Source organism: Variovorax sp. 3319 (assembly GCF_031456585.1).
In the GTDB taxonomy this organism is placed as follows: domain Bacteria; phylum Pseudomonadota; class Gammaproteobacteria; order Burkholderiales; family Burkholderiaceae_C; genus Variovorax; species Variovorax paradoxus_P.
Window position 1 is genome coordinate 16910 of record NZ_JAVDUZ010000008.1, and the last position, 23935, is coordinate 40844.

A 23935-nucleotide genomic window follows, 5' to 3' on the forward strand; every position below is an offset into this window, starting at 1 on the left:
TGCTCTTTCCAAACTTTCCGATGCGATGTGAACAACAGTCGGCGCAACTTTTGGCTTACTGCCCCGGCCAGAGGCCCTAGAATCCCGCCCGTTGGTGCCTGCGTCGTGGTTCACACGCCGCGGTTCAACGGGAAGCAGGAGTGAACGCCCCCCGTAAATGGGACAAGGCCGAAGCCGCCTGCGCTGCCCCCGCAACGGTCAAGCAGTCGACGCCATGCGCGTCAACCTCATCCATCAAGCCACTGGGCGCCCTGAAACAGGCGCCTGGGAAGGCGGTGAGGCCGCACTGCCAGCCCGGATACCGGCCAACAAGGCGGCTGCCGCATGTGCGATCGATTCCACGCGCATGAGCAGCCATTGCGCCCAAACGCTGGCGGGGAGGCCGGCGACGGGCATAGACGTTCGTTCGGTCCATTCATGATTTCCTGCGTTTCCGTTTCCCTCGGCCGTGTTTCCACGCGCCGTCGCCGCCTTGCCTGCCTGCCGCTCGCATTGGCCTCCGCATTCGGCGGCCTCGCGCTGGTCCAGTTGCCTTCGACGGCGCATGCCCAGCAAGAGGCGCCCGCCCTCGGCGAAACGGTGGTCACGGCCAACCGCACGCCGCAGCCGCTGTCCGACCTTGTGGGCGACGTGTCCATCGTCGACCGCCAGACCATCGAGCGCAGCGGCGCGGTGGGCGTGGCCGACGTGCTGGCGCGCCTGCCGGGCATCGAGATCACGCGCAACGGCGGCCTGGGCAGCACCACCAGCCTTTTCATCCGCGGTGCGGAAACGCGCTTTACGGCCGTGTACATCGACGGCGTGCGCGTCGATTCGCAATCGACCGGCGGTGCCGGCTGGGAGGGGATTCCGCTTGCGCAGATCGACCGCATCGAAGTGCTGCGCGGCCCTGCCGCAGCGGTGTACGGCTCCGACGCCGTGGGCGGCGTGATCCAGCTCTTTACCCGGCGCGGCGAAGAAGGCGTGGCACCCTACGCAGGCGTCGGCTTCGGCAGCCATGGGCTTCGCAAGGCAGAGGCGGGCGTGAGCGGAAAGTCGGGCGCACTCGACTATTCGCTGGGCGTTGCACATGAAGAGAGCAAGGGCTTCAATGCGCTGCCCATCGAAAAGCGCACGCCTTCCAGGGACGGCCTGACGAATCCCGATCGCGACGGATACCGCAGCGATTCCGGCAACGTCCGGCTTGGGTACCAGTTCACTCCCGACCAGCGGCTCGAGGCCACGGTGCTGTTCAGCGACACCGAAGCGGGCTACGACTCTCCGGTGAGCACCCGGACCCGGCCGCCGATTCTTTTTTCGAACGACGTTTCGCAGAACACGCTGCGCACGGCCGGGCTTTCGTGGTCCGCCAAGTGGAACGACATCTACAGCACGCGCGTGCAGATTACCGATTCGCAGGCGGCCTACAAGACGCAGCCTTCGTTCTACCGCACCGAGACGAATCTCCGCGGCTACCTGTTCCAGAACGAGTTCCGCTTCGGCTCGCACCTTGTGACCGCCACGCTCGAACGGCGCGAAGACGCGCTCGAGAATGCGCCGACCACCTTCACCGACCTGCTTTCGCGCAAGCGCTCGCAAGACGCGGTTTCGCTGGGCTACGGCTTCGTGCAGGGCGCGCACTCGTTGCAACTGCACGTGCGCCACGACGACGACAGCGAGTTCGGCGGCAAGACCACCGGCAGCGCCGCCTACGGCTACGCCATCACACCCAAGCTGCGTGCCACCGTGTCGGCCGGCACGGCATTTCGCGCGCCCACGCTGTACCAGCGCTTCAGCGAATACGGCGCCCCCGATCTCAAGCCGGAGTCGAGCCGCAACGTCGAGTTGGGCCTGCGGTATGCGGATGGCGACACGCATGCGGGCATCGTCGTTTACCGCAACCGCGTGAACGACCTGATCGTGTTCGACGGCGGCGCCACGGGCTGCGGCTCGGGCTTTGGCTGCTATGCGAGCACGGCGCGTGCGCGCTACCAGGGCATTACCCTGTCGGGCGGCCACCGCATCGGCGACGTGACGCTGCGCGCGTCGGTGGACTTCCAGGATCCGCGCGACCTGGAAACCGACAACCTGCTCGCACGCCGTGCGCGCCGCCACGGCACCCTGGGAGCCGACTGGCGCGTTGCAGGCTGGACGCTGGGGGCAGAGGTGCAGTCGTCGAGCAAGCGGTTCGACGATGCGGCCAACACCCGCACGCTGAGCGGCTACACCGTGTTGAATCTGGTAGCCAGCACGCAGATTACGCGCGACATCGGGCTGGTGGCTCGCGTGGACAACGTGGGCGACAAGGACTACACGCTGGCACGCGGCTACGCTACCGGCGGCCGCAATGCCTATATCGGCCTGAAGTGGACGCCGCAATAGTTGCCGCAGTAATCGGTAGACTTTGCCGCCAGGGAACCCGAAGGAAGAAAAATGCCCACGACCATTGCGCATGAATTCATCCTCGGGGGCCAGAAGAGCGGCAAGTCGCGTCGCGCCGAGCAGCGTGCCATCGACTGGATGGCCGAAGCCCCCGCAGCGCGGCGCGCCGTGCTGATAGCCACTGCGCAGCCATTCGATGACGAAATGCGCGAGCGAATCACGCGCCACCAGGCCGACCGCGCGCGGCGCGTGCCGGCCATGCGAACCGTCGAAGAGCCTGTGGAACTGGCCCGCGCGATTGTTTCCGAGAGTGCGCCCGAAACGCTGGTGGTGGTCGACTGCCTCACGCTGTGGCTCACCAACCTGCTGATGCCGCTGCGCTCGGAGGGCGCAAGGCCGGCCACGCGCACGCCCTCGGCGCACGTTGCCATGCTGCTCATCGCGTTGCGCGAGGCGCGCGGGCCGGTGGTGCTGGTGGGCAACGAAATCGGCCTGGGCGTGATTCCGCTGGGCCGGGAAACGCGCGCCTTTGTCGATACGCTGGGCCGCATGAACCAGGACGTGGCGGCCGCATGCCACCGTGTCACGCTGATGGCGGCCGGGCTGCCGTTGACCTTGAAGGCACCTGCCGCATGACCATGAACCACCGGATTCGATTTTTTCTCGCGGCTCTGGGCCTTGGCATTCTTTCGCTGGCTGCGCATGCACTCGAGGTGAAGGACGAGCGCGGCGTCACCGTGAGCCTGCCGCAGCCGCCCCAGCGCATTGTCTCGCTGCTGCCTTCGCTGACTGAAGGTGTCTGCGCACTCGGCGCCTGCTCGCGGCTGGTGGGTGTCGACAACTATTCCAACTCGCCGAGTGCGGTGCGCACCTTGCCGCAACTGGGCGGCGGGATCGATCCCAACGTAGAGGCCATCGTGGCCCTGCGGCCCGACGCGGTGCTGCTTGCCAAGTCGTCGCGCGTCACGCAGCGGCTCGAAGCGCTGGGCCTCAAGGTGATCGTGCTCGAACCCAAGAGCCATGCCGATGTGCGCCGTGTGCTCGACACGCTCGACCAGGTGCTGGGCACCCGCGAGGCGCCGAATGTGTGGCGTGTGATCGATGCCAGCGTTTCGGCGGCGGCGCAATCGCTGCCGGCCCGCGCGAAGGGGCTGCGCGTGTACTTCGAGGTGAACAGCGCGCCTTTTGCGGCCGGGGAGTCTTCGTTCATCGGCGAAACGCTCACCCGGCTGGGCGCGAAGAACATCGTGCCGGCTTCGCTGGGGCCGTTTCCCAAGCTCAACCCCGAATACGTGGTGCGCGCCAATCCCGATCTCATCATGGTCAGCGTGCGCAGCGCGCAGGGCATGGAGCAGCGGCCGGGCTGGGGCGGTATTCGCGCAGTGCGCGAAGGCCGAATCTGCCGCTTCAGCGCCGACGAGTCCGATGTGCTCGTGCGCCCCGGTCCGCGCATGGACGAGGCCGCAAGGTTGATGGCGCGCTGCCTTGCGGACAAGGCCGGCTGAGCCTCAAGAACGCTTCATGCACACGCACCATCAGCGCAGGGTCTGGCTCTTCGGCATTGCCCTGCTGGGCCTGGGCGTTGCATTCGCGCTGCTCGGCCTGGGCATCGGCAGCACCGGCTTCGAAAGCCTGCTGGCGGCATCGCGCGATCCGGTGGCATTGCAGATCGTGTGGGACATCCGGCTGCCGCGCACGCTTGGTGCGTGGCTCGCAGGCGCGTTGCTCGGGCTTGCCGGCGCGGTTGCGCAGGGCCTCTTTCGCAATCCGCTGGCCGATCCTTATCTGCTTGGCAGCGCATCGGGCGCATCGCTTGGCGTGGCGGTGGCGCTCATGCTGTTCGGTGGCTCGGTTGCCAGCATGCAGTGGGTATTGCGCCTGGGGCTTACCGGTGCGGCATTCGTCGGCGCGGTGCTGGCGGTCATGCTCACGCTTGTTCTTGCGCGCGGCGTGCAGCAGACGCTGAGGCTGCTGCTGGCGGGCGTGATCGTCGGCGTGGTGCTCGGTGCCGCCAAAGACCTGATCACCATTGCTTCAGCCGATGTCTTGCAGGCGATCCAGGGCTTCATTCTCGGCAGTACTGGCCTGGTGGGCTGGAGCGCTTGTGCCGTCATGGCGGCCGTGGGCGCCGTGTGCCTTCTTTCGGGTTGGGCGCTTGCACCCGTGCTCGACGGGCTTTCGCTCGGGGAAGCGACTGCAAGGAGCCTGGGCTTGCCACTGGGCGCCATGCGCGCTGCGCTGGTGGTGGTGCTCGCGCTGGCCACCGGCGCCGCCGTGGCGCAGACCGGCCTCATCGCATTCGTTGGCCTGGCCTCGCCGCACCTGGTTCGCTCCGTGGTCAAGACCACGCATGCCGGGCTTATCGTTCTGTCGGCGGCGATGGGCGGCTTGCTGCTGATGTCGGCCGACCTGGCGGCACGTTGGCTCATTGCCCCGCAAGAGCTGCCGGTGGGCGTTCTCACGGCCGTGCTCGGCGGCAGCTACCTGCTGTGGCTGATGCACCGCCGCAGCGCGCGGGGCGGTGTGGCATGAGCGGCCGCATGCCGGCCATCGAAGCACGCGGCGTGAGCGCCACGCTCGGCGGCACCGAGGTGCTGCACGGCATCGACCTGAAGCTGGGTGCCGCGCGCTGGACCAGCATCGTCGGCCCCAATGGCGCGGGCAAGTCGACGTTGCTCAAGGCGCTTGCGGGCCTGCTGCCGCACCGTGGCGAGGTTTTCCTGTTTGGCGAGGCGGCTGAAAAAGTGCCGGGCCGCATTCGCGCGCAGCGCCTGTCCTGGCTGGGCCAGAGCGGCGCGGCGGGCGAGGGCAGCGCCGACGACCTGATGGTGTACGACATTGCGATGCTCGGCCGCCTGCCGCACCAGCGCTGGCTTGCAGCGCCGAGTGCGGCGGACCGGCAGGCCGTGGAGCGCGCATTGCGCAGCACCCAGGCCTGGGAATGGCGCGAGCGTCCGCTGGGGCAGCTATCGGGCGGCGAACGCCAGCGCGTGCTGATGGCGCGTGCGCTCGCGGTCGAGGCCGAGTTGCTGCTGATGGACGAGCCGCTCGCCAATCTCGACCCGCCCCACCAGGCCGACTGGATGCAGACCGCGCGTGCATTGGTGGCCGAAGGGCGCACCGTGGTCAGCGTGCTGCATGAACTGCCGATGGCACTTGCGGCCGACGAGCTGGTCGTGATGAATCATGGTCGCGTGGTGCACCACGGGGGCAACAGCGACCAAGCCACCCACGCCGCACTCGAACAGGTGTTCGACCATCGCATTCGTGTGCACCGCGTGGCCGACCAGTGGATTGCCCTGCCGAATTGACGACAACAAAACAGCCGCGACACCATGCAGATTGAAACTCCCCCCAGCGACAAGCCTTACGACAAACCCGAGGGCGAACGCCGCGGCATCGTCATCGTCAACACCGGCGACGGCAAGGGCAAGAGCACCGCGGCCTTCGGCCTGGCGCTGCGCGCACACGGACGCGGCAAGGCCGTGAAGATCTACCAGTTCATGAAAGTGCCCTCGGCGCGTTTTGGCGAGCACCGCATGTTCGAGCAGATCGGCATTCCGATCGAAGGGCTGGGCGACGGCTTCAGCTGGAAGAGCCAGGACCTGGAGCGTTCGGGCCAACTGGCACGCGACGGCTGGGAAAAGGCCAGGGCGGCCATTCTTTCGGGCGAGTTCTTCTTGGTGGTGCTCGACGAGATCACCTATCCGCTGATCTACGGCTGGCTGCCGCTCGAAGGCGTGCTCCAGACCCTGCGCGAGCGGCCGAAGCATGTGCATGTGGTGCTCACCGGCCGTCGCTGCCCGCCCGAGATCGTCGAGCTGGCCGACACCGTGACCGACATGGCCATGGTCAAGCACGCATTCAAGGCCGGTATTCCCGCTCAGCGGGGCATCGAGGACTGATCCGTTGGCAGCCGCGGCCGCCTTGTGGCTCGCGCTGGCCATCGATCGCTGGCTGGGCGAGCCTTCGGTGCGCTGGCATCCGGTGGTATGGATGGGGCACTACCTCGGCTGGATTGGTCGCCGCATGGCACCGGCGGCAGTGGATGCAAGGCCGCGCGATCTGCCGCTGTTTCTGAAGGGCGCGCTGGCGTGGAGCGCTGGTGCGATGGTCGTCGGTGCGGTGGCCCTGGCGGTGCAGGCAACCGCGGTGCAATGGCTACCCGCCTGGGCGACCGCCGTGGTGCTCGCTTTCGCGCTGAAGCCGCTCTTCGCATGGCGCATGCTGCGCAGTGAAGTGCTTGCAGTCGAGGCGGCGCTCGCCGTGTCGCTGGACGCGGGCCGTGCGCAGCTCGCCCGGCTGGTAAGCCGGGACGTCTCCACACTCAGCGAAAGCGAAGTGCGCGAAAGCGCCATCGAATCGCTGGCCGAAAACCTCAACGATTCGCTCGTGGCGCCGGTGTTCTGGTTGGTGCTGCTGGGGCTGCCGGGTGCGGCGGTCTATCGCTTCGCCAACACGGCCGATGCCATGTGGGGCTACCGCGGCGAACGCAGCGGGCGCGACTGGACGTGGTTCGGCAAGTGGGCCGCACGTGCGGACGACGTGCTCTCCTGGCTGCCGGCGCGGCTTACCGTGCTGCTGCTGGCGTTCGCGGCGTGGCGATGGCCGCACGGGCTAGCGCGGCAGGCGCGCCGTACGCCTTCGCCCAACAGCGGCTGGCCCATGGCGGCGATGGCATTGCTGCTTGGCGTGCGCCTCGCCAAGCCGGCGGTGTATACCCTGAACGCAGATGGGCGACTTGCCACCGCGGACGACACTCAGCACGCAGCGCAGTTGGGCGGCAGGGCCGCGCTGGCATTGGCCGTGTGTGCATCATTGGCCATCTTCGCCATTGCGAGATGGGCATGACACAGGAACGAACGACATCGAGCCATTCGCTGCATGGCGGTCCAGACGAGGCCGGCGCGGCGCAGCACGACTTTTCAACCAACAGCAACGCGGTGGGCCCATGCCCATCCGTTCAGGCCGCGCTGCGTGCAGCCGATGCAACGCACTATCCAGACCCAGGCTACACATCGCTGCGACGTGCGCTGGCAGCTTTTCACGGCGTTGCGGCCGAACGCGTGGTGATCGCTGCGAGTGCAAGCGAATTCATCCACCGCATCAGCGCAGCCTGGGCGCAAGGTGGCGGGCAGGACGTCTGCCTGCCCGCGCACAGCTATGGCGACTACGAACGCGCCGCATCGGCCCGAGGCTTGCATGTGTCGCGCAACGCCGCGCCACGAGATGCGGCGACCCTGCGCTGGCTGTGCGAGCCCTCCAGCCCACTGGGCCAGCCCGAGGGCGGTCTTGAATCGCAATCGAAGCCCATCGACGCCTGCGTGCTCGACATGGCCTACGAGCCGCTGCGCCTCGAAGGCCGACCATCGTTCGACGGGGCGCAGCGCAACCGCGTCTGGCAGCTGTGGACGCCGAACAAGGCGATGGGCCTGACAGGCGTTCGTGCCGCCTATGCCATTGCTCCGGAAAGCGACGAGGCCGCGGCGCTGCAGCTGCGCCTCGAACAACTTTCGCCCTCATGGCCCATCGGCGCGCATGGCGTGGCATTGCTCGAAACCTGGATCGGCGACGAAGCGCAGTCCTGGCTCGTGCAAAGCCTGCATACCCTGCGAGCATGGAAGGCGCAGCAGCGCACCCTTTGCGAATCGCTGGGTTGGCAGTGCCTGCCGAGCGATGCCAACTTTTTCTGCGCGCGCACCGGTGTGCCGTATCCGAAGCTGGCCGCAGAATTGCGCGCCGCGGGCGTCAAACTGCGAGACTGTGCATCCTTCGGCCTGCCTGGCTACGTGCGGCTGGGCGTCTTGCCGCCGCAGAGCCAACAGGTGCTGAAAGAAGCCTGGACACGCGCGGCCGTTGCCGCTGAACATTGAACGGAAGCAAGCAAGAATCCACCGCCCACCATGCTCTACGCCATCACCACGCTCTTTCTTTGCCAACTGGCCGGCGAACTGCTCGTGCAGTGGCTGGGCCTGCCGATTCCAGGGCCGCTGATCGGCATGCTGCTGCTGTTTGTCGCACTGCTGGTGCGCGGCGGCGTGCCGGAAGCACTGGGCGAAACATCCGGCCATTTGCTGCGCAACCTCATGCTGCTGTTCATCCCGGCGGTAACGGGCGTCATGCTGCACTTTGAACGGGTAGGGCGCGAGTGGCTGCCGTTTCTTGCGGCCGGCATCGTGGGCGCGGCTTTCACCATGGCGGTGACTGCGCTCACCCTGCGGTGGATGATCCGCATCACTGGCAAGGAGGCGGAATGACCGCGCCTGCAAAGCTGTCAGAGATCTGGGTCTTCCTTGCGCAGTCGCCGCTGCTCTGGCTGTCGCTCACGCTGCTGGCCTACCTGGGCGCTCTGTGGCTGCACAAGCGCAGCGGCAACCGGCCGCTGGTCAACCCGGTGCTGGTGTCGGTGGTTGTCATCGTGACGGTGCTGCTTGTGACGCGCACACCTTACGACACGTATTTCGAGGGCGCCAAGTTCGTGCACTTTCTCATCGGGCCGGCGACCGTGGCGCTGGCCGTGCCGCTTTACGGCCAGCTCGGGCGGCTGCGCCGGCTGTGGCTGCCGATCGGCGTGGCGCTGCTGGTGGGCTCGGTGGCGGCCATTGTCTCGGCCATCGGCATCGCCTGGGCGCTGGGCGGCTCGCATGAGTTGATGATGTCTCTCGCACCCAAGTCGGCCACCATGCCCATTGCGATGGGCGTGGCCGAAAAGATCGGCGGGCTGCCCTCGCTCGCCGCCGTGGCGGCGGCCGTCGCGGGCATCTCCGGCGCCATCATGGCAACTGGCTTGCTGAACCTGCTGCGCATCGAGGAGCCCGCGGTGCGCGGCTTTGCCGTGGGTATGGCGGCGCATGGCATCGGCACTGCGCGCGCCATCCAGGTGAATGAAACGGCAGGCGCCTTCTCGGCCCTGGCGTTGGGACTGAACGGCATTGCCACGGCGCTGCTGGTGCCGTTGCTGGTCAAGCTGCTGGGCGTTTTCTGACCCGGGTTTTTCTGACGCAGAATGGCGCTCCCATCGACCTTGGAGCGCACGGCATGGCCCACTACACGGCAGAAATCCTCTGGCAGCGAGGCGACCAGGACTTTCTCGGCAACACCTACAGCAGAAGGCATTCGATGCGCTTCGACGGCGGCACGGAGGTGCCGGGCTCTTCGTCTCCGCATGTGGTGCCGCTCCCGCTTTCAGATGCCGCGGCGGTCGACCCTGAAGAAGCTTTCGTCGCTTCGCTGTCGAGCTGCCACATGCTGTGGTTTCTCACCATGGCCGTCAAGCGCAAGTTCATCGTCGACCGCTACTTCGACGCGGCAAGCGGCATCATGGAAAAGAACGCCGACGGCAGGCTCGCGATGACGGTGGTCACGCTTCGCCCGCAGGTCACGTTCTCCGGCGCCAACCTGCCCACGCGCGAGCAGATCGAGCACCTGCACCACCGGGCGCATGAAGAGTGCTTCATTGCCAACTCGGTCAGGACCGAGGTGCGCTGCGAGCCGGTGTTCGGCTGAAGCAAGCCGAGCGCGGAGCGGCTCAGCGCCGCTGCAGCCGCGGGTTCTTCGCAAACAGTTCGGCCGCCCAGTCCACAAAGGCCCGCACCTTGGCGCTCAGGTGGCGGTTGGGCGGGTAGACGACGTGAATCGGCAGCGGGTCGCGGTGCCAGTCGGACAGCACCTCGATCAGTTCGCCGCTCTCCAGCAGCGGTTCGGCCATGAAGGTGATGCACTGCGAAATGCCAAAGCCGCCGAGCACCGCTGCCATGTGGGCATTGCTCTCGTTCACCGACACGCGGTACGGCCCATTGAGCTCGATGGTCTCGTCGCCTTTCTTGAACTCGTGCGGGTAGATGCGCCGCGTGCTGCCCGAAAAGTAGCTCACCACGTGATGCCGCTTCTCGATGTCGTTGGGGTGCTGTGGAATGCCGTATCGCTTGATGTAGGCGGGCGACGCCACCGTCACGAAGTGCAGGGTGCCGATGCGCCGCGCCACCAGCGACTGGTCGCTCAGCTCGCCGGCCCGGATCACGCAGTCGACGTTGTCGGTAATGAGGTCCACCGTGCGGTCGCTCACGCCCAGGTCGACCTGGATCTCCGGGTAGCGGTCGCAGAAGGTGGCCAGCGCCGGCAAGATGACCAGCCGCGCCACCGAGGTGCCCACGTCGATGCGTAGCCGCCCCGTGGGGTTGGCCTGTGCATTTGTCATGCTGGCTTCGATGTCGTCGAAGTCGTTCAGGAGGCGGGCCGCCCGTTCGTAGTAGGCCGCGCCGTCGGGCGTGACGGTCACGCGCCGCGTGGTGCGGTTGAGCAGCTTCACCCGCAGGCGCGATTCGAGCGCCTGGATCTGCTTGGTGACCGTCCCCTTCGGCAGGGCGAGCGAATCCGCAGCCCGGGTGAAGGTGCCTGCTTCCACCACGCGGACAAAGATCCGCATTGCCTGGATTTGATCCATTGATGACTGTTCCTGGGAACCCGGCCCTTGCCGAGGGGAGCGGATTCTCACACAAGGTGACAATCCCTATCGTTTCCCGGATTGTTCGCCGTTTGGAAACAGAGTAGGGGCAGGTTGCCTGTTTAACACCACACTGGCCGCCTTATATTTCGACTATCGCCAATCCTCCTGAGGTTGCCCCATGTCACCCCGTCCGTCGTCCCGCTCTGCCGAAGCTGCTGCTCTTGCCGCGGCGCAAGGCGTGGAAGCCGATCTTTCGATCGAGCTTCCCGGCCGTGCGCCGGTGGATGCCCGGGTGTACGGGCAACGCCCGCGTGGCGAAACGGTGCCCCTGGTGCTGCATTTCCATGGAGGCACCTTCGTCTGCGGCAACCTGGACAACGGACGCAACGTGGCCCGGCTGCTGGCTGGCGCGGGTGCGGTGGTGGTTTCGGTAGCCTATCCGCTGGCACCTGAATCGCCGTTTCCTGAACCCATCGAGGTGGGTTATGCGGCGCTCGAGTGGTTGTACAAGCAGCGCGTCAAGCTCGGCGGCAAAGGCGCCCAGGTGTACCTGGCCGGTGAAGAAGCCGGGGGCAACCTGGCCGCCGGGGTGGCGCTGATTGCCCGAGACCGGGCGCATCCCCCGCTGGCGGGGCAGATCCTTCTCTCGCCCATGCTCGACCCGTGCGCCGGCACCGCGTCGCTGCGCAAGGCCACCAACGACGAAGCCGAATGCCGCTGGGCCAAGGGCTGGGAAAAGTACCTGAGCTGCCCCTCGAACGCGACGCATCCCTACGCCGTGCCGAGCGGATCGCTCCGGCTCGGAGCGCTGGCACCCGCGCTGGTGCTGGTGGGCGCCGACGATGCCATGCGCGACGAGGCGCTGACTTTTGCCGGCCGCCTGCGCGCAGCCGGCATCGACGTGACGAGCAGCGTGCTGCCTGGCGCCGCCAACTGGCCCAAGGCGCTGTACGACCCCGAGCCCTCGGGCTGCAAGGCATGCGAAGCCAGCGTGCAGCAGCACTTCCGCGAATTTTTCAGTGCCACCACGCCGCCCCCGGTAGCACCCAAGCCCAGCTAGGTGGGCCGGTCGCGGCAGCCCAGCTGACGTCGCGACGCCACTCATCGGCCCACCGGTAACCCCGGTCATTTTTAGAAATCCGCCTCCTGGCGCCAAAAGCGCCGGGGTGGCCTGTTGCATCCCAAAAAGTCATCGAGAAGGACGAACCATCATGTCGAACAACAAGCAAAAACTGTCTTCCGTCGCCCGCAAGGGCCTGTGGCCCACAGTGACCGGGCTTACCGCACTGCTGGCAGTGGCCGCCGCAGTGCTGGGCATGCACAGCTTCAAGGCCGAGGCCACGGCACCTGCCGCGGCGCAACAGGGCACCCCGGTATCGGTGGCCACCGTGGCGCAGAGCGAAATCAACGCCTGGGACGAGTTCTCGGGCCGGCTCGAAGCCGTGCAGCGCGTGGATGTGCGCTCCCGCGTGGCGGGCGCCGTGCAGGCGGTGCACTTTCGCGAAGGCGCACTGGTGAAGCAGGGCGACCTGCTGATCACCATCGACCCCGCGCCGTACGCCGCCGAAGTGGAGCGTGCCGAAGCCCAGGTGGCATCGGCCCAGGCTCGCCAGGCTTTCAGCCGCAGCGAGCAGGAGCGCGCCAAGCGCCTGTGGGACCAGCAGGCCATTGCCCAGCGTGAATACGACGAGCGTGTGAACGCCAGCCGCGAAGCCGATGCCAACCTGCGTGCCGCGCAAGCGTCGCTGCAATCGGCTCGCCTGAACCTGGGCTATACGCAGGTGCGTGCACCCGTGTCTGGCCGCATCGGCAAGCTCGAAGTGACGCAGGGCAACCTGGTGGCTGCAGGCCCCGGTGCGCCGGTGCTGACCACGCTGGTGTCGGTGAGCCCGATCTACGCGAGCTTCGATGCCGATGAGCAAGTGATCACGCGCGCCCTCAAAGACCTGCCGAGCGGCGCCAGCGCACGCGGCCAGATCGAGAGCATTCCTGTGCAGATGGGTACGTCGGGCTTCGACGGCACGCCCTTCATCGGCAAGCTGCAGCTGATCGACAACCAGGTCGACGCCCGCAGCGGCACGGTGCGTGTGCGTGCCTCGTTCGACAACAAGGACGGTTCGCTCATTCCGGGCCAGTTTGCCCGCATCCGCATGGGCCAGGCACGCAACGACTCGGCACTGCTCGTGAGCGAACGCGCCATCGGCACCGACCAGAACAAGAAGTTCGTGATGGTCGTGGGCGAAGACAACAAGGCCATGTACCGCGAAGTGACGCTCGGCGCATCCATCAACGGGCTGCGCGTGGTGAGCAAGGGCCTGAAGGCCGGCGACCGCGTGGTGGTCAATGGCCTGCAGCACATCCGCCCCGGCGCATTGGTGGTGCCGCAGACCGTGACGATGGACGCCAAGGCCGACACCAAGCAACAACAACCGGAACGCGTCGCGGAAGCCGCGAAGTCCTGAACTCGGAGGGGAGCGCGTTTGCGCTCGCCGGAGAAACAACATGAATCTCTCTAAATTCTTCATCGACCGGCCGATCTTTGCCGGCGTGCTGTCGCTATTGATACTGATAGCCGGCCTGATCGCGCTGCGCGGGTTGCCGATTTCGGAATACCCCGAAGTCGCGCCGCCCTCGGTGGTGGTGCGCGCCCAATACCCGGGCGCCAACCCCAAGGTGATTGCCGAAACCGTTGCCACGCCGCTCGAAGAGCAGATCAACGGCGTCGAAGGCATGCTCTACATGGGCAGCCAGGCCACCACCGACGGCGTCATGACGCTGACGGTGACCTTCCGCCTCGGCACCGATCCCGACAAGGCACAGCAGCTGGTGCAGAACCGCGTCTCGCAGGCCGAGCCGCGCCTGCCTGAAGAGGTGCGGCGCCTGGGCATCACGACCGTCAAGAGCGCACCCGACCTGACGATGGTGGTTCACCTCGTCTCGCCGAACAACCGCTACGACATCAACTACCTGCGCAACTACGCGGTGCTGAACGTGAAGGACCCGCTCGCACGCATCGAAGGCGTGGGCCAGGTGCAGATCTTCGGCGGTGGCGACTATTCGATGCGCGTCTGGCTCGACCCGCAGAAGGTTGCGCAGCGCGGCTTGTCGGCAAGCGACGTGGTGGCTGCGATCCGCGGCCAGAACGTGCAGGCCGCGGCCGGTGTGGTCGGCGCTTCGCCGGGCCTCTCGGGCGTGGACATGCAGCTGTCGATCAATGCGCAAGGGCGCCTGCAGAGCGAAGAAGAGTTCGGCGACATCATCGTGAAGAGCGGCACCGACGGCGCCGTGACCCGCCTGCGCGACATCGGCCGCCTTGAAATGGGCGCCGCCGACTACTCGCTGCGCTCGCTGCTGAACAACGACCCGGCCGTGGGCATGGGCGTGTTCCAGGCGCCGGGCTCCAACGCGCTCGACATCTCGTCGAACGTGCGCAAGACGATGGCCGAGCTCAACAAGAACATGCCGGAAGGGCTGGAGTACCGCATTGCCTACGACCCGACGCAGTTCGTGCGGGCATCGATCGAATCGGTGATCCACACGCTGCTCGAAGCCATCCTGCTGGTGGTGCTGGTCGTGATCCTGTTCCTGCAAACCTGGCGTGCATCGATCATTCCTCTGCTGGCAGTGCCGGTGTCGGTGATCGGTACCTTCGCGGTGCTGCACGTGCTGGGCTTTTCCATCAACGCGCTGAGCCTGTTCGGGCTGGTGCTGGCCATCGGTATCGTGGTGGACGACGCCATCGTGGTGGTGGAAAACGTGGAGCGCAACATCGAGGCGGGGCTCACGCCGCGCGAAGCGACCTACCGCGCAATGCGCGAAGTGTCGGGGCCCATCATCGCGATTGCGCTGGTGCTGGTGGCCGTGTTCGTTCCGCTGGCTTTCATCAGCGGCCTCACAGGCCAGTTCTATCGCCAGTTCGCGGTGACCATCGCGATCTCGACGGTGATCTCTGCCATCAACTCGCTCACGCTGTCGCCTGCGCTTGCCGCACTGCTGCTGCGCGGCCACGACCAGCCCAAGGACGCGCTCACCCGCGGCATGGACAAGGCCTTCGGTTGGCTGTTCCGCGGCTTCAACAAGCTCTTCAGCCGCGGCTCGGAAGCCTACAGCGGCGGCGTCAAGAGCGTGATTTCGCGCAAGACGCTGATGCTGGTGATCTACCTTGCGCTGATCGGCGTGACCTTCGGCCTCTTCAAGGCGGTGCCCGGCGGCTTTGTGCCGGCGCAGGACAAGCAATACCTGATCGGTTTTGCCCAGCTGCCCGACGGCGCCACGCTCGACCGCACCGACGAGGTGATCCAGCGCATGGGCGAGATCATGAAGAAGAACCCGAACGTGGAAGACGCCATCGCCTTCCCGGGCCTGTCGATCAACGGCTTCACCAACAGCTCGAACTCGGGCATTGTGTTTGCCACGCTCAAGCCCTTCGACCAGCGCAAGCGTGCCGACCAGAGCGGCGGTGCGGTGGCTGGCCAACTCAACGGCGCGTTCGCCAGCATCCAGGATGCGTTCATCGTGATGTTCCCGCCGCCGCCGGTGGCCGGCCTGGGCACCACGGGCGGCTTCAAGCTGCAGCTGGAAGACCGTGCATCGGTGGGCTACGACCAGATGGACGCAGCGGTGAAGGCCTTCATGGCCAAGGCCTATGCCGCGCCCGAACTCACGGGCATGTTCACGAGCTGGCAGGTCAATGTGCCGCAGCTGTATGCGGACATCGACCGCACCAAGGCGCGCCAGCTCGGCGTGCCGGTGACGGATATCTTCGACACCATGCAGATCTACCTTGGCAGCCTGTACGCGAACGACTTCAACAAGTTCGGCCGCACGTACAGCGTGCGTGTGCAGGCCGATGCGCCTTACCGCGCCCGTGCCGAAGACGTGGGCATGCTGAAGGTGCGCTCGACCACGGGCGAGATGGTGCCGCTGTCGGCGCTCATGAAGGTGAATTCGACCTTCGGCCCGGAACGCGCCATGCGCTACAACGGCTACCTTGCAGCCGACATCAACGGCGGTCCGGCTCCCGGCTATTCGTCGGGCCAGGCGCAGGACGCGATCACCAAGATTGCGGCCGAGACGCTGCCCAAGGGCGTGAGCTTCGAGTGGACCGAGCTGACCTACCAGGAAATCCTGGCCGGCAACTCTGCCTTCCTGGTGTTCCCGCTGGCCATCCTGCTGGTGTTCCTGGTGCTGGCCGCGCAGTACGAAAGCCTGACGCTGCCTATTGCCATCATCCTGATCGTGCCCATGGGCATCCTGGCTGCGATGACGGGTGTATGGATATCGGGGGGTGACAACAACGTCTTCACGCAGATCGGGTTGATCGTGCTGGTGGGGCTGAGTGCGAAGAACGCGATCCTGATCGTGGAGTTTGCGCGGGAGCTCGAGTTTGCCGGCCGCACGCCCATCCAGGCCGCAATCGAAGCCAGCCGCCTGCGCCTGCGCCCGATTCTCATGACCTCGCTGGCCTTCGTGATGGGCGTGCTGCCCCTCGTGCTGTCGACCGGCGCGGGTTCTGAAATGCGCAAGGCGATGGGCGTGGCGGTGTTCGCCGGGATGATCGGCGTGACGGCTTTCGGCCTGTTCCTGACGCCGGTGTTCTATGTGCTGATGCGCCGCCTTGCGGGCAACCGCCCACTCAAGCTGCACGGCGACGTGCCGCACGGGGAAGACTTCGTTTCGGCGGCCCACCCGGCTGCACCGGCACCGTCGTCCCACGGTGGTTCCGGCGGTGGCGGGCTGCACCCGCTGCCTGCTGCGCCGCGTCCTTCGCACGGCTCGCATGACTGATCGAGAAGAAAGCTCATCATGAAATTCTCAGTACAACCTTGGGTCAAGCCGCTTCGCACCGCCTTGCTGCCGCTGGTGGCAGCCCTGGCGCTGGCAGGCTGCGCGACCGTGCCCTCCGGCGTGCCGGAGATCCAGACCACGGCCCAGTTCAAGGAGCAGGGCGCCGCCCCGCCCGCGGGCTGGACGCGTGCCGTGCCTTCCGAAGCACAGGCCCGCGGCGCCTGGTGGCTGGCGTTCAACGACCCGGTGCTCAACGCGCTGGTCGAGAAGGCGGACGTCAACAACAACAACATCCAGGCCGCCGCCGCCCGGCTTGCGGAAGCTCGCGCCCTGGCGCGCAGCGCCCAGGCCGACCGCCTGCCGCAAATCGGCCTGGGCGCCGGTGCCAACCGCGGCGCGGGCCTCGACAAAGCCACGGCGAGCACCAGGCCCGCCACCATGACCAACATCGGCGCCACGTTCTCGTACGAGGTCGACCTTTTCGGCCGGCTCTCGGGCGCGAGCAATGCGGCCAAGCTCGATGCGGCCAGCCGCGAAGCGCTGCTGCAAAGCACCCGCCTCGCAGTGCAGGCCGAGGTGGCGCAAACCTACCTGCAGCTGCGTGCCCTGGACGCCGAACGCGCCCTGGTGCGCGAGCAGGTCGAGGCCTACCGCGACACGCTGCGCCTGACGCAGCGCCGCCAGCAGGCCGGCGACATTGCAGAGCTCGACGTGGCGCGCGTGCAAACCGAGGTGTCGTCCACAGAATCGGACGCGCTTGCGCTCGACCGCCAGCGTGCACAGGTGGAGCATGCGCTTGCAGTGCTAGTGGGCGACTCGGCCTCCAGCTTCGGCCTCCGTGTGGACGAATGGGCTACCGCGCTGCCGTCGGTTCCGCCCGGCGTGCCGGCCACGGTGCTCACGCGCCGCCCGGACGTATCGGCGGCGCAGAACGCCGTGCTCGCGGCGCAGGCGCGCGTGGGCGTGGCACAGGCTGCATGGTTTCCGGACATCTCGTTGACCGGTGCGGCCGGCTACGCGTCACCGGAAATCGGCGACCTGTTCAAGTGGTCGGCCCGCTCGTGGGGCGTGGGTGCGCTGCTCTCGCTGCCGATCTTCGACGGCGGCCGCCGCGAAGCCGGTGTGCAGGGCGCCAATGCGCAGCTCGATGGTGCGCTTGCCAACTACCGCAGCCAGGTGCTGGTGGCCTTCCAGGAAGTGGAAGACCAGCTCTCCGCCATCCGCATCCTGCAGGAACAGTCGGCCGTGCAGGCGCAGGCCGTTACTTCGGCCCAGCGCGCGACCAGTTTGTCCGACACGCGCTACCGCAACGGCTACATCAGCCAGCTCGACCTGCTCGACGCCCGCCGCAGCGAACTGCGCAACCGGCGCCAGGCGCTGCAGGTGAAGTCGGCGCAATACCAGGCGGCCGTGGGGCTGATCCGCGCCATTGGCGGCGGTTGGGAAGTGCCTGCTGCCACTGCGCAAGCGCAGCCTCGGCCCGGCGCTCCGGGCGCGGTACAAACCGCGGCACGCTGAAACACAAAAGGGGCGCAAGCCCCTTTTTCTTTGCAGCCTTCATGCTTCAGTGGAGGGTGTGCGGCAACGACGGACAATAGCCGCATGACAACCCGATGCGTGATGGTTCTGGGCACGACCAGTGGCGCCGGCAAGAGCTGGCTGGTCACTGCGCTGTGCCGCTGGTATGCGCGGCAGGGCCTCAAGGTGGCGCCTTTCAAGGCGCAGAACATGAGCAACAACGCCCGCGTGGTGGAGGGCGGCGAAATCGGCAGCGCGCAATACTTTCAGGCGCTGGCGGCGCGCGCCGTGCCGCACGTGCGCATGAACCCGCTGCTGCTCAAGCCCGAGCGCGACACCCACAGCCAGGTGGTGCTGATGGGGCAGGTGAGCGAGGAGCTCACGTCCATGCCGTGGCGCGGCCGCAGCGAGCGCGTGTGGCCGCAAATCGCGCAGGCATTCGACGAACTCCGCGCCGACAACGACGTGGTGGTGATCGAAGGCGCCGGTTCCCCCGCGGAGATCAACCTGATGGCCAGTGACATCGTCAACCTGCGAGTGGCCCGCCATGCAAATGCCCGCTGCCTGCTGGTGACCGACATCGACCGCGGCGGCGCCTTTGCGCATCTCTACGGCACCTGGGCGTTGATGCCCGAGAGCGACCGCGCGTTGCTGCGCGGCTTCGTGCTCAACAAGTTCCGCGGCGATGCATCGCTGCTGGCCCCGGCGCCGGCGCAGCTTCAGGCGCTGACCGGCGTGCCCACCGTGGCCACGCTTCCCATGTGGTGGCAGCACGGCCTGCCCGAAGAAGACGGCGTGTTCGACGACCGGAGCCGCTCGAGCGGCGCGGTGACGCGCACGGTGGCGGTGGTGGCGTATCCGCGCATCAGCAATCTCGACGAGTTCCAGCCGCTCAAGAACGTGCCGGGCCTTCGCCTGGTGTGGGCGCGCGCCCCGGCGGACCTGGCCGGTGCCGACTGGATCGTGCTGCCCGGCTCCAAGCACACGAGCGGCGACCTGGCGTGGCTGCGGGCGCAGGGTTTGGACAGCGCCATTGCCGCGCATGCTGCCCGCGGCGGCGCCGTGCTCGGCGTTTGCGGCGGCTTGCAGATGCTGGGCGAGGCGCTGGTCGATCCTCACGGCATCGACGGCAATGCGCCCGGACTGGGGCTGCTGCCGCTCGTTACCGTGTTCGAACGCGAGAAGACCGTGCGGCACCGGGCCGCCGTCTTCGGTGAACTGCGCGGGCAATGGGCTTCGCTTTCGAACGTGCCGGTGGCGGGCTATGAAATTCATCACGGCCATACCGCCATACACCCGCAGATGGCGCAGGACGGCCATGCCGTGATGCCCGAAGGCCTGGCCTGGCAGAACGCGCGCGGCAATGTGCTGGGCCTGTACCTGCACGGCCTGTTCGAAGACGCGGCGGTGTTGCATGCGCTCTTCGGCGCCGCGGCGCCCACTCTCGAATCCACCTTCGACGGCCTGGCCGACTTCATCGACAACCACTTCGAGGCCGGCGTATTGCACGGCCTGCTCGCATGACCGACAAGAACACCATTCCTTCCATCTCCGACATCCGCGACGACGCGCTTGCGGCACGGCTGCAGGGCGCGCTCGACAACAAGACCAAGCCGCTCGGCGCGCTCGGCCGCCTTGAAGGCCTGGCCCTGCGTATCGGCCTGATCCTTGGCAGCGAAGCGCCCATGCTCGAAGCGCCGCAGATGCTGGTGTGCGCGGGCGACCATGGCTTGGCGGCACGCGGCGTTTCAGCGTTTCCAAGCGACGTGACCTGGCAGATGGTCGAGAACTTTCTTGCAGGCGGCGCGGCCGTGAGCGTGCTGGCGCGCCAGCACGGCTTGGCATTGACGGTGGTCGATTGCGGCGTGCGGCGCGACTTTCAGGCACGGCCAGGGCTGGTGTCGCGCCGCATCGCAGCGGGCACTGCTGATTCATCGGCTGGCCCTGCGATGACGGCAGAGCAATGCGCACAAGCGATTGCGAACGGCCGCGAGGTGGTGCGCGCGCTCCCCGGCAATGCCTTGCTGCTCGGCGAAATGGGCATCGGCAACAGCTCGGCGGCGGCAATGCTGCTTGCGCGCTTGGCGGGCCTCGACATCGACGCCTGCACCGGCGCGGGCACGGGGCTCGACGCCGCCGGCCTGGCGCGAAAACGCACGGTGCTGCGCGAGGTGCTGGCCCTGCACGCATCGGCCGTTGCACCGCTGGATGCGTTGGCCGCGTTCGGCGGCTTCGAAATTGCCACCCTGGTGGGCGCGGTTCTGCAGGCGGCAGAAGAGCGGCGCGTGATCGTTGTCGATGGATTCATCGCGAGCGCGGCCGTGCTCGTGGCGCAGGCATTGCAGCCGCACGTGGCGCAGCGTTGCGTGGCCGCGCACAGCTCGGCGGAACCGGGACATGCACTGCTGTTGAAACACCTTGGGCTGGAGCCATTGCTGAACTTGGACTTGCGCCTGGGAGAAGGCTCGGGCGGCGCGCTGGCCTGGCCACTGCTCGAATCGGCCTGCCGCATCCTGCGCGACATGGCGAGCTTCGAGGCGGCGGGCGTGTCGCGCAAAGACAGCTGAACTCCATGAACGGCGTTCGCCACTACCTGTTGGCCCTTCAATTCTTCACGCGCGTGCCGGTGACGGGCCGGCTTGCCGAATGGGTCGGGTTCAGCCCGCAGATGCTGCGCGCAAGCGCGGCGCATTTTCCGGGTGTCGGCTGGATCGTCGGGGGCGTGGGGGCGGCTGTCTTCGTGTTGGCGCTGCAGGGCCTGCCGGGCCCGTCTGGCGCGTTGGCAGCGGCGCTGCTGAGCATGGTGGCGACCGTGCTGCTCACCGGCGCCTTTCACGAAGACGGCTTGGCTGACGTGGCCGACGGGCTTGGCGGATCGGCCGACCGCAGCCGTGCCTTGGAGATCATGAAGGACTCGCGCATCGGTGCCTTCGGAGCCATTGCGCTGGTGCTGGCGCTCGGCCTGAAGGCCGCGCTGCTTGCTTCGGTGGCGGGGCAGGGCGTGCAGGCGGCGGCCGGAGCCATCGTCGGCGCGCATGTGCTGTCCCGGCTGGCGCCGCTGTTCCTCATTCGCTGGTTGCCGTATGTGGGCGATGCCGGTGCGAGCAAGGCCAAGCCGCTGGCCGATGCGATCGGCGGCGGTGCATTGCTGGTGGGCGTGCTCTGGTCGGTGCCTGCCCTTGCGCTGGTGCTTGTGATGCAGGGCCCCGCACGAACGGCGGCCATGCTCGCGGCCTGCGCCATTACGGCGCTGGTGTTGGCGCGCATGTTCCGTCGCCGGCTGCAGGGCTTTACCGGTGACGGGCTCGGCGCGACGCAGCAGGTGTGCGAGCTTGCGAGTTATCTTGCTCTGGCGTGGCAGGCATGAAGCTGTGGCTCGTCCGTCACGCGCAGACCGACGCCGCGCCGGGCCTTTGCTACGGGGTTACGGATGTATGCGTGCCTGCGGAGGCAACGCTGGCGGTTGCGCGCGCCGTGCAGGCCCGCATACCCGCCGGCACCGCGGTCGTGCATTCCCCCCTGCGGCGCTGTGCGGAACTGGCGCAGGCAATGTGCACGCTGCGTCCCGACCTTGCATCGCGGGCAGACGCGCGCCTGGCCGAGATGGACTTCGGCATCTGGGAAGGCCGGCCATGGGCTTCCATTCCCCTTGCCGACTTCGATGCATGGATCGGCAATTTTGCCGAGGGTCTTCCGGGCGAGTACGGCGAGAGCACGGCCAGCTTCTTGCAGCGCACGGGCGCTGCTTTCGACGAGTGGCGCGCGTCGGGGCAAGACGCAGTGTGGGTCACGCATGCGGGCGTGATGCGCGCGGTGCAACTGCTGCACCGCGGTGTGCGGCGCGTGGAGGCCGCAACGCAGTGGCCATCGGGCCCCATTGACTACGGGGCGTGCCTGCTGATCGAATGCAGCTGAGGGGCGGCTGCGTCCGCCATTTCATTGCCCATCCGCGCCATGCCCGCACAGCCTTTACACGAGCGCCTGTACGTTCGACTCGACGAAGACCCGTTGCACGGTCCCGAGGTTGCAATGCCCGCCGGCTCGCTGCAGGCGTTTCCGGTCGCGGCGCCGCTGCGCGCGCATGTCGCGCACATCTTGCTTTACCGCGAAGCGCTGCCCGAGGGGCGTGAAGTGCTCGAGCGCGTGCTGCCGGACGGCGCGGTGCGGCTGGTCTTCAACCTTGGCGATGCGCCCTCTGCCGGCGATGGTGCCGGCCAGCCCGTCGAGGCAATCGGCGCTTCGGCTGCACCGGCTTTGGTGCGGCTGCGAGGCAAGGTCGAGGGGCTGTCGGTCACGTTGCGCCCGGGCGCGGTTGCTGCGCTGTTGGGCATGCCCGCCAGCGAAATTGCCGGCACCGCGGTGCATCTCGATCAACTCTGGCGCGGCGAGGGTGCTGAACTGCGCGAGCGCATGGCAGCGGCACCTGACGATGGCTCGCGCGTTGCGGTGCTTTGCGCCATGCTCGGGCAGCGGCTGGCGCAGGCCGATGCGGCGCTGCACCCTGCGGCCTCGAGGGGCGCGACGAGGGCCGCGACGAGGGCGGCGCAGCTGATCGCAGGGTCGGGTGGTCGGCAATCGCTGCGCGAGGTGGCCGCGGCAGTCGGCATCGGCGAGCGCCGGTTGCAGCAGCTGTTCCAGCAGCAGGTGGGCCTCTCGCCGCGCACCTGGGGCAGGCTCGCGCGGCTGCATGCCTGCCTGCGCGCCCTGCGGCAGCCGAGGCCGCGCATGCCGGGCTGGGCAGAGTTGGCGCTCGATGGCGGCTTCTACGACCAGTCGCACCTGGTCAACGAGTTCAAGGCGCTGAGCGGCCTGACGCCGACGGAGTTTCTCGGCCGCGCAGTTTCGGTTTCTTCCAATACGGCGGCGTGAGTCGGCAGTACCTTCGGGCTTCGAACTCGGAGAAAAAGGAAAGAACGCGATGCAAGACGAAGAAGCCAAAAAGCCGCTGAAGGGCCGCGTGGCCGTGGTGACCGGTGCCAGCCGGGGCGCCGGCCGCGGCATTGCCCTGGAGCTGGGCGCGGCGGGCGCGACCGTGTACGTGACCGGACGCAGCACGCGCGCGCAACCGGCCGAAAGCTACAGCCGCATTCTCGCGCTCTCGGAACTCGAAGCCCTGCCAGGCAGCATCGACGAGACGGCCAACGAACTCACGCGCATGGGCGGCCACGGCATCGCGGTGCGCTGCGACCACACGCAGGAGGACGACGTAGCAAGCCTCTTCGCACGGGTGCGGCGCGAGCAGGGGCGCCTTGATTTGCTGGTGAACAACGCCTGGGGCGGGCATGAAACCTTCAACGGCGTTTTCGAGGCGCCGTTCTGGGAACACCCGCTCTCTCACTGGGATTCGATGTTCGACCGCGGCGTGCGCAACCACCTGCTGGCGAGCCGGTTCGCGGCCCCGCTCATGGTGGCGCAAAAGAGCGGCCTGATCGCAATCACCAGCTTCTGGGACCGCGACAAGTACATGCGCGGCAACCTGTTCTACGACCTCGCCAAGTCGGCGATGAACCGGTTGGCCTTTGGCATGGCAGAGGAACTGCGCCCGCACGGAGTTGCGTCGCTCGCGCTCTCACCGGGCTGGATGCGAACCGAGTTCGTGCTGGCCGGGCACAAGACAGACGAGGCGCATTGGCATGAACGCCCGGCGCTCGCAAGAACCGAGTCGCCGCGCTATCTTGGCCGCGCCGTCGCTGCCCTGGCTGGCGATGATCGGGTGATGGAGAAAAGCGGCGGCGTGCACCGCGTGGCCGACCTCGCTCGTGAATACGGCTTTACAGACATCGACGGCCGCCAGCCGGCAGCGTTCGAGCTCTAGCCTGGAAG

General features: G+C 67.3%; 22 protein-coding genes and 1 riboswitch. Of the genes, 21 read left to right on the forward strand and 1 reads right to left on the reverse strand.

Annotated elements, in window-relative coordinates; translation table 11 throughout:
- Nucleotides 1–75 precede the first annotated feature (75 nt).
- A riboswitch (cobalamin riboswitch) is annotated at nucleotides 76–325 on the forward strand.
- Nucleotides 326–417: 92 nt separating this feature from the next.
- Genes J2X67_RS16720 through J2X67_RS16770 form a run of 11 tightly spaced genes read left to right on the forward strand, consistent with a single transcriptional unit; the run spans nucleotide 418 to nucleotide 9867 of the window.
- Nucleotides 418–2361: a TonB-dependent receptor domain-containing protein gene (locus J2X67_RS16720; RefSeq protein ID WP_309954487.1), complete on the forward strand. Its 1944-nt coding sequence runs from the start codon at nucleotides 418–420 to the stop codon at nucleotides 2359–2361.
- A 51-nt stretch (nucleotides 2362–2412) separates the two neighbouring features.
- A complete protein-coding gene (locus J2X67_RS16725; RefSeq protein ID WP_309954488.1) occupies nucleotides 2413–2997 on the forward strand; it encodes a bifunctional adenosylcobinamide kinase/adenosylcobinamide-phosphate guanylyltransferase in 585 nt (194 codons plus the stop codon).
- Nucleotides 2998–2999: 2 nt separating this feature from the next.
- Nucleotides 3000–3866, forward strand: a complete 867-nt coding sequence (locus tag J2X67_RS16730; RefSeq protein WP_409050514.1) for an ABC transporter substrate-binding protein — start codon at nucleotides 3000–3002, stop codon at nucleotides 3864–3866.
- Nucleotides 3867–3882: 16 nt separating this feature from the next.
- Entirely contained in the window at nucleotides 3883–4893 is a 1011-nt protein-coding gene (locus J2X67_RS16735; RefSeq protein ID WP_309954493.1) for an iron ABC transporter permease, read from the forward strand.
- Nucleotides 4890–5672 (forward strand): ABC transporter ATP-binding protein, encoded by a 783-nt coding sequence (locus J2X67_RS16740; protein WP_309954494.1) that lies wholly within the window; start codon nucleotides 4890–4892, stop codon nucleotides 5670–5672. The genes J2X67_RS16735 and J2X67_RS16740 overlap by 4 nt, the downstream gene beginning before the upstream one ends.
- A gap of 24 nt (nucleotides 5673–5696) precedes the next feature.
- Complete coding sequence (cobO, locus tag J2X67_RS16745) at nucleotides 5697–6266, forward strand: cob(I)yrinic acid a,c-diamide adenosyltransferase (protein ID WP_309954496.1); 570 nt, start codon at nucleotides 5697–5699, stop codon at nucleotides 6264–6266.
- Between the two features lie 4 nt (nucleotides 6267–6270).
- Complete coding sequence (cbiB, locus tag J2X67_RS16750; protein ID WP_309954498.1) at nucleotides 6271–7212, forward strand: adenosylcobinamide-phosphate synthase CbiB; 942 nt, start codon at nucleotides 6271–6273, stop codon at nucleotides 7210–7212.
- Nucleotides 7209–8234, forward strand: coding sequence for an aminotransferase class I/II-fold pyridoxal phosphate-dependent enzyme (locus tag J2X67_RS16755; RefSeq protein ID WP_309954500.1), 1026 nt, complete (start codon nucleotides 7209–7211; stop codon nucleotides 8232–8234). The genes cbiB and J2X67_RS16755 overlap by 4 nt, the downstream gene beginning before the upstream one ends.
- Before the next feature lie 30 nt (nucleotides 8235–8264).
- Nucleotides 8265–8618, forward strand: a complete 354-nt coding sequence (locus J2X67_RS16760; protein ID WP_309954502.1) for a CidA/LrgA family protein — start codon at nucleotides 8265–8267, stop codon at nucleotides 8616–8618.
- Nucleotides 8615–9346 carry an LrgB family protein gene (locus J2X67_RS16765; protein ID WP_309954504.1) on the forward strand — a complete coding sequence of 244 codons (732 nt, stop codon included), beginning with the start codon at nucleotides 8615–8617 and terminating at the stop codon, nucleotides 9344–9346. The genes J2X67_RS16760 and J2X67_RS16765 overlap by 4 nt, the downstream gene beginning before the upstream one ends.
- A gap of 53 nt (nucleotides 9347–9399) precedes the next feature.
- Nucleotides 9400–9867, forward strand: coding sequence for an OsmC family protein (locus tag J2X67_RS16770; RefSeq protein ID WP_309954506.1), 468 nt, complete (start codon nucleotides 9400–9402; stop codon nucleotides 9865–9867).
- Nucleotides 9868–9889: 22 nt separating this feature from the next.
- On the opposite strand, the gene J2X67_RS16775 is transcribed toward J2X67_RS16770, so the two are convergent.
- The gene (locus J2X67_RS16775) at nucleotides 9890–10804 is read right to left on the reverse strand and encodes a LysR family transcriptional regulator (protein WP_281151123.1); all 915 of its coding nucleotides are present in this window, start codon (nucleotides 10802–10804) and stop codon (nucleotides 9890–9892) included.
- Nucleotides 10805–10985: 181 nt separating this feature from the next.
- Between J2X67_RS16775 and J2X67_RS16780 the strand changes: the two genes are divergently transcribed.
- The 10 genes from J2X67_RS16780 to J2X67_RS16825 all read left to right on the forward strand — a co-directional run bounded on the left by J2X67_RS16780 (nucleotide 10986) and on the right by J2X67_RS16825 (nucleotide 23927).
- Nucleotides 10986–11867 (forward strand): alpha/beta hydrolase, encoded by an 882-nt coding sequence (locus J2X67_RS16780; protein ID WP_281151122.1) that lies wholly within the window; start codon nucleotides 10986–10988, stop codon nucleotides 11865–11867.
- 151 nt (nucleotides 11868–12018) lie between these two features.
- A complete protein-coding gene (locus J2X67_RS16785) occupies nucleotides 12019–13269 on the forward strand; it encodes an efflux RND transporter periplasmic adaptor subunit (protein WP_309954508.1) in 1251 nt (416 codons plus the stop codon).
- 40 nt (nucleotides 13270–13309) lie between these two features.
- Complete coding sequence (locus tag J2X67_RS16790) at nucleotides 13310–16594, forward strand: efflux RND transporter permease subunit (RefSeq protein ID WP_309954510.1); 3285 nt, start codon at nucleotides 13310–13312, stop codon at nucleotides 16592–16594.
- A gap of 18 nt (nucleotides 16595–16612) precedes the next feature.
- Complete coding sequence (locus J2X67_RS16795; protein WP_309954512.1) at nucleotides 16613–18112, forward strand: efflux transporter outer membrane subunit; 1500 nt, start codon at nucleotides 16613–16615, stop codon at nucleotides 18110–18112.
- 84 nt (nucleotides 18113–18196) lie between these two features.
- Complete coding sequence (locus tag J2X67_RS16800) at nucleotides 18197–19636, forward strand: cobyric acid synthase (RefSeq protein ID WP_309954514.1); 1440 nt, start codon at nucleotides 18197–18199, stop codon at nucleotides 19634–19636.
- On the forward strand, nucleotides 19633–20679 hold the full coding sequence (gene cobT, locus J2X67_RS16805; RefSeq protein WP_309954516.1) for a nicotinate-nucleotide--dimethylbenzimidazole phosphoribosyltransferase: 1047 nt from the start codon (nucleotides 19633–19635) through the stop codon (nucleotides 20677–20679). Before J2X67_RS16800 ends, cobT begins: the two co-directional genes overlap by 4 nt.
- Nucleotides 20680–20684: 5 nt before the next feature.
- The gene (locus J2X67_RS16810; RefSeq protein WP_309954518.1) at nucleotides 20685–21479 is read left to right on the forward strand and encodes an adenosylcobinamide-GDP ribazoletransferase; all 795 of its coding nucleotides are present in this window, start codon (nucleotides 20685–20687) and stop codon (nucleotides 21477–21479) included.
- On the forward strand, nucleotides 21476–22027 hold the full coding sequence (locus J2X67_RS16815; RefSeq protein ID WP_309954519.1) for a histidine phosphatase family protein: 552 nt from the start codon (nucleotides 21476–21478) through the stop codon (nucleotides 22025–22027). Before J2X67_RS16810 ends, J2X67_RS16815 begins: the two co-directional genes overlap by 4 nt.
- Nucleotides 22028–22066: 39 nt before the next feature.
- Entirely contained in the window at nucleotides 22067–22981 is a 915-nt protein-coding gene (locus J2X67_RS16820) for a helix-turn-helix domain-containing protein (RefSeq protein ID WP_309954521.1), read from the forward strand.
- A 49-nt stretch (nucleotides 22982–23030) separates the two neighbouring features.
- Nucleotides 23031–23927 carry an SDR family NAD(P)-dependent oxidoreductase gene (locus tag J2X67_RS16825; RefSeq protein ID WP_309954523.1) on the forward strand — a complete coding sequence of 299 codons (897 nt, stop codon included), beginning with the start codon at nucleotides 23031–23033 and terminating at the stop codon, nucleotides 23925–23927.
- Nucleotides 23928–23935 lie beyond the last annotated feature (8 nt).

What these genes read in the sequence shown, in the direction of transcription:
- J2X67_RS16720 (WP_309954487.1), top strand. Translation starts at nt 418, where the DNA reads ATGATTTCCTGCGTTTCCGTTTCCCTCGGCCGTGTTTCCACGCGCCGT.
- J2X67_RS16725 (WP_309954488.1), top strand. Translation starts at nt 2,413, where the DNA reads ATGCCCACGACCATTGCGCATGAATTCATCCTCGGGGGCCAGAAGAGC.
- J2X67_RS16730 (WP_409050514.1), top strand. Translation starts at nt 3,000, where the DNA reads ATGAACCACCGGATTCGATTTTTTCTCGCGGCTCTGGGCCTTGGCATT.
- J2X67_RS16735 (WP_309954493.1), top strand. Translation starts at nt 3,883, where the DNA reads ATGCACACGCACCATCAGCGCAGGGTCTGGCTCTTCGGCATTGCCCTG.
- J2X67_RS16740 (WP_309954494.1), top strand. Translation starts at nt 4,890, where the DNA reads ATGAGCGGCCGCATGCCGGCCATCGAAGCACGCGGCGTGAGCGCCACG.
- cobO (WP_309954496.1), top strand. Translation starts at nt 5,697, where the DNA reads ATGCAGATTGAAACTCCCCCCAGCGACAAGCCTTACGACAAACCCGAG.
- J2X67_RS16755 (WP_309954500.1), top strand. Translation starts at nt 7,209, where the DNA reads ATGACACAGGAACGAACGACATCGAGCCATTCGCTGCATGGCGGTCCA.
- J2X67_RS16760 (WP_309954502.1), top strand. Translation starts at nt 8,265, where the DNA reads ATGCTCTACGCCATCACCACGCTCTTTCTTTGCCAACTGGCCGGCGAA.
- J2X67_RS16765 (WP_309954504.1), top strand. Translation starts at nt 8,615, where the DNA reads ATGACCGCGCCTGCAAAGCTGTCAGAGATCTGGGTCTTCCTTGCGCAG.
- J2X67_RS16770 (WP_309954506.1), top strand. Translation starts at nt 9,400, where the DNA reads ATGGCCCACTACACGGCAGAAATCCTCTGGCAGCGAGGCGACCAGGAC.
- J2X67_RS16775 (WP_281151123.1), bottom strand. Translation starts at nt 10,804, where the DNA reads ATGGATCAAATCCAGGCAATGCGGATCTTTGTCCGCGTGGTGGAAGCA.
- J2X67_RS16780 (WP_281151122.1), top strand. Translation starts at nt 10,986, where the DNA reads ATGTCACCCCGTCCGTCGTCCCGCTCTGCCGAAGCTGCTGCTCTTGCC.
- J2X67_RS16785 (WP_309954508.1), top strand. Translation starts at nt 12,019, where the DNA reads ATGTCGAACAACAAGCAAAAACTGTCTTCCGTCGCCCGCAAGGGCCTG.
- J2X67_RS16790 (WP_309954510.1), top strand. Translation starts at nt 13,310, where the DNA reads ATGAATCTCTCTAAATTCTTCATCGACCGGCCGATCTTTGCCGGCGTG.
- J2X67_RS16795 (WP_309954512.1), top strand. Translation starts at nt 16,613, where the DNA reads ATGAAATTCTCAGTACAACCTTGGGTCAAGCCGCTTCGCACCGCCTTG.
- J2X67_RS16800 (WP_309954514.1), top strand. Translation starts at nt 18,197, where the DNA reads ATGACAACCCGATGCGTGATGGTTCTGGGCACGACCAGTGGCGCCGGC.
- cobT (WP_309954516.1), top strand. Translation starts at nt 19,633, where the DNA reads ATGACCGACAAGAACACCATTCCTTCCATCTCCGACATCCGCGACGAC.
- J2X67_RS16810 (WP_309954518.1), top strand. Translation starts at nt 20,685, where the DNA reads ATGAACGGCGTTCGCCACTACCTGTTGGCCCTTCAATTCTTCACGCGC.
- J2X67_RS16815 (WP_309954519.1), top strand. Translation starts at nt 21,476, where the DNA reads ATGAAGCTGTGGCTCGTCCGTCACGCGCAGACCGACGCCGCGCCGGGC.
- J2X67_RS16820 (WP_309954521.1), top strand. Translation starts at nt 22,067, where the DNA reads ATGCCCGCACAGCCTTTACACGAGCGCCTGTACGTTCGACTCGACGAA.
- J2X67_RS16825 (WP_309954523.1), top strand. Translation starts at nt 23,031, where the DNA reads ATGCAAGACGAAGAAGCCAAAAAGCCGCTGAAGGGCCGCGTGGCCGTG.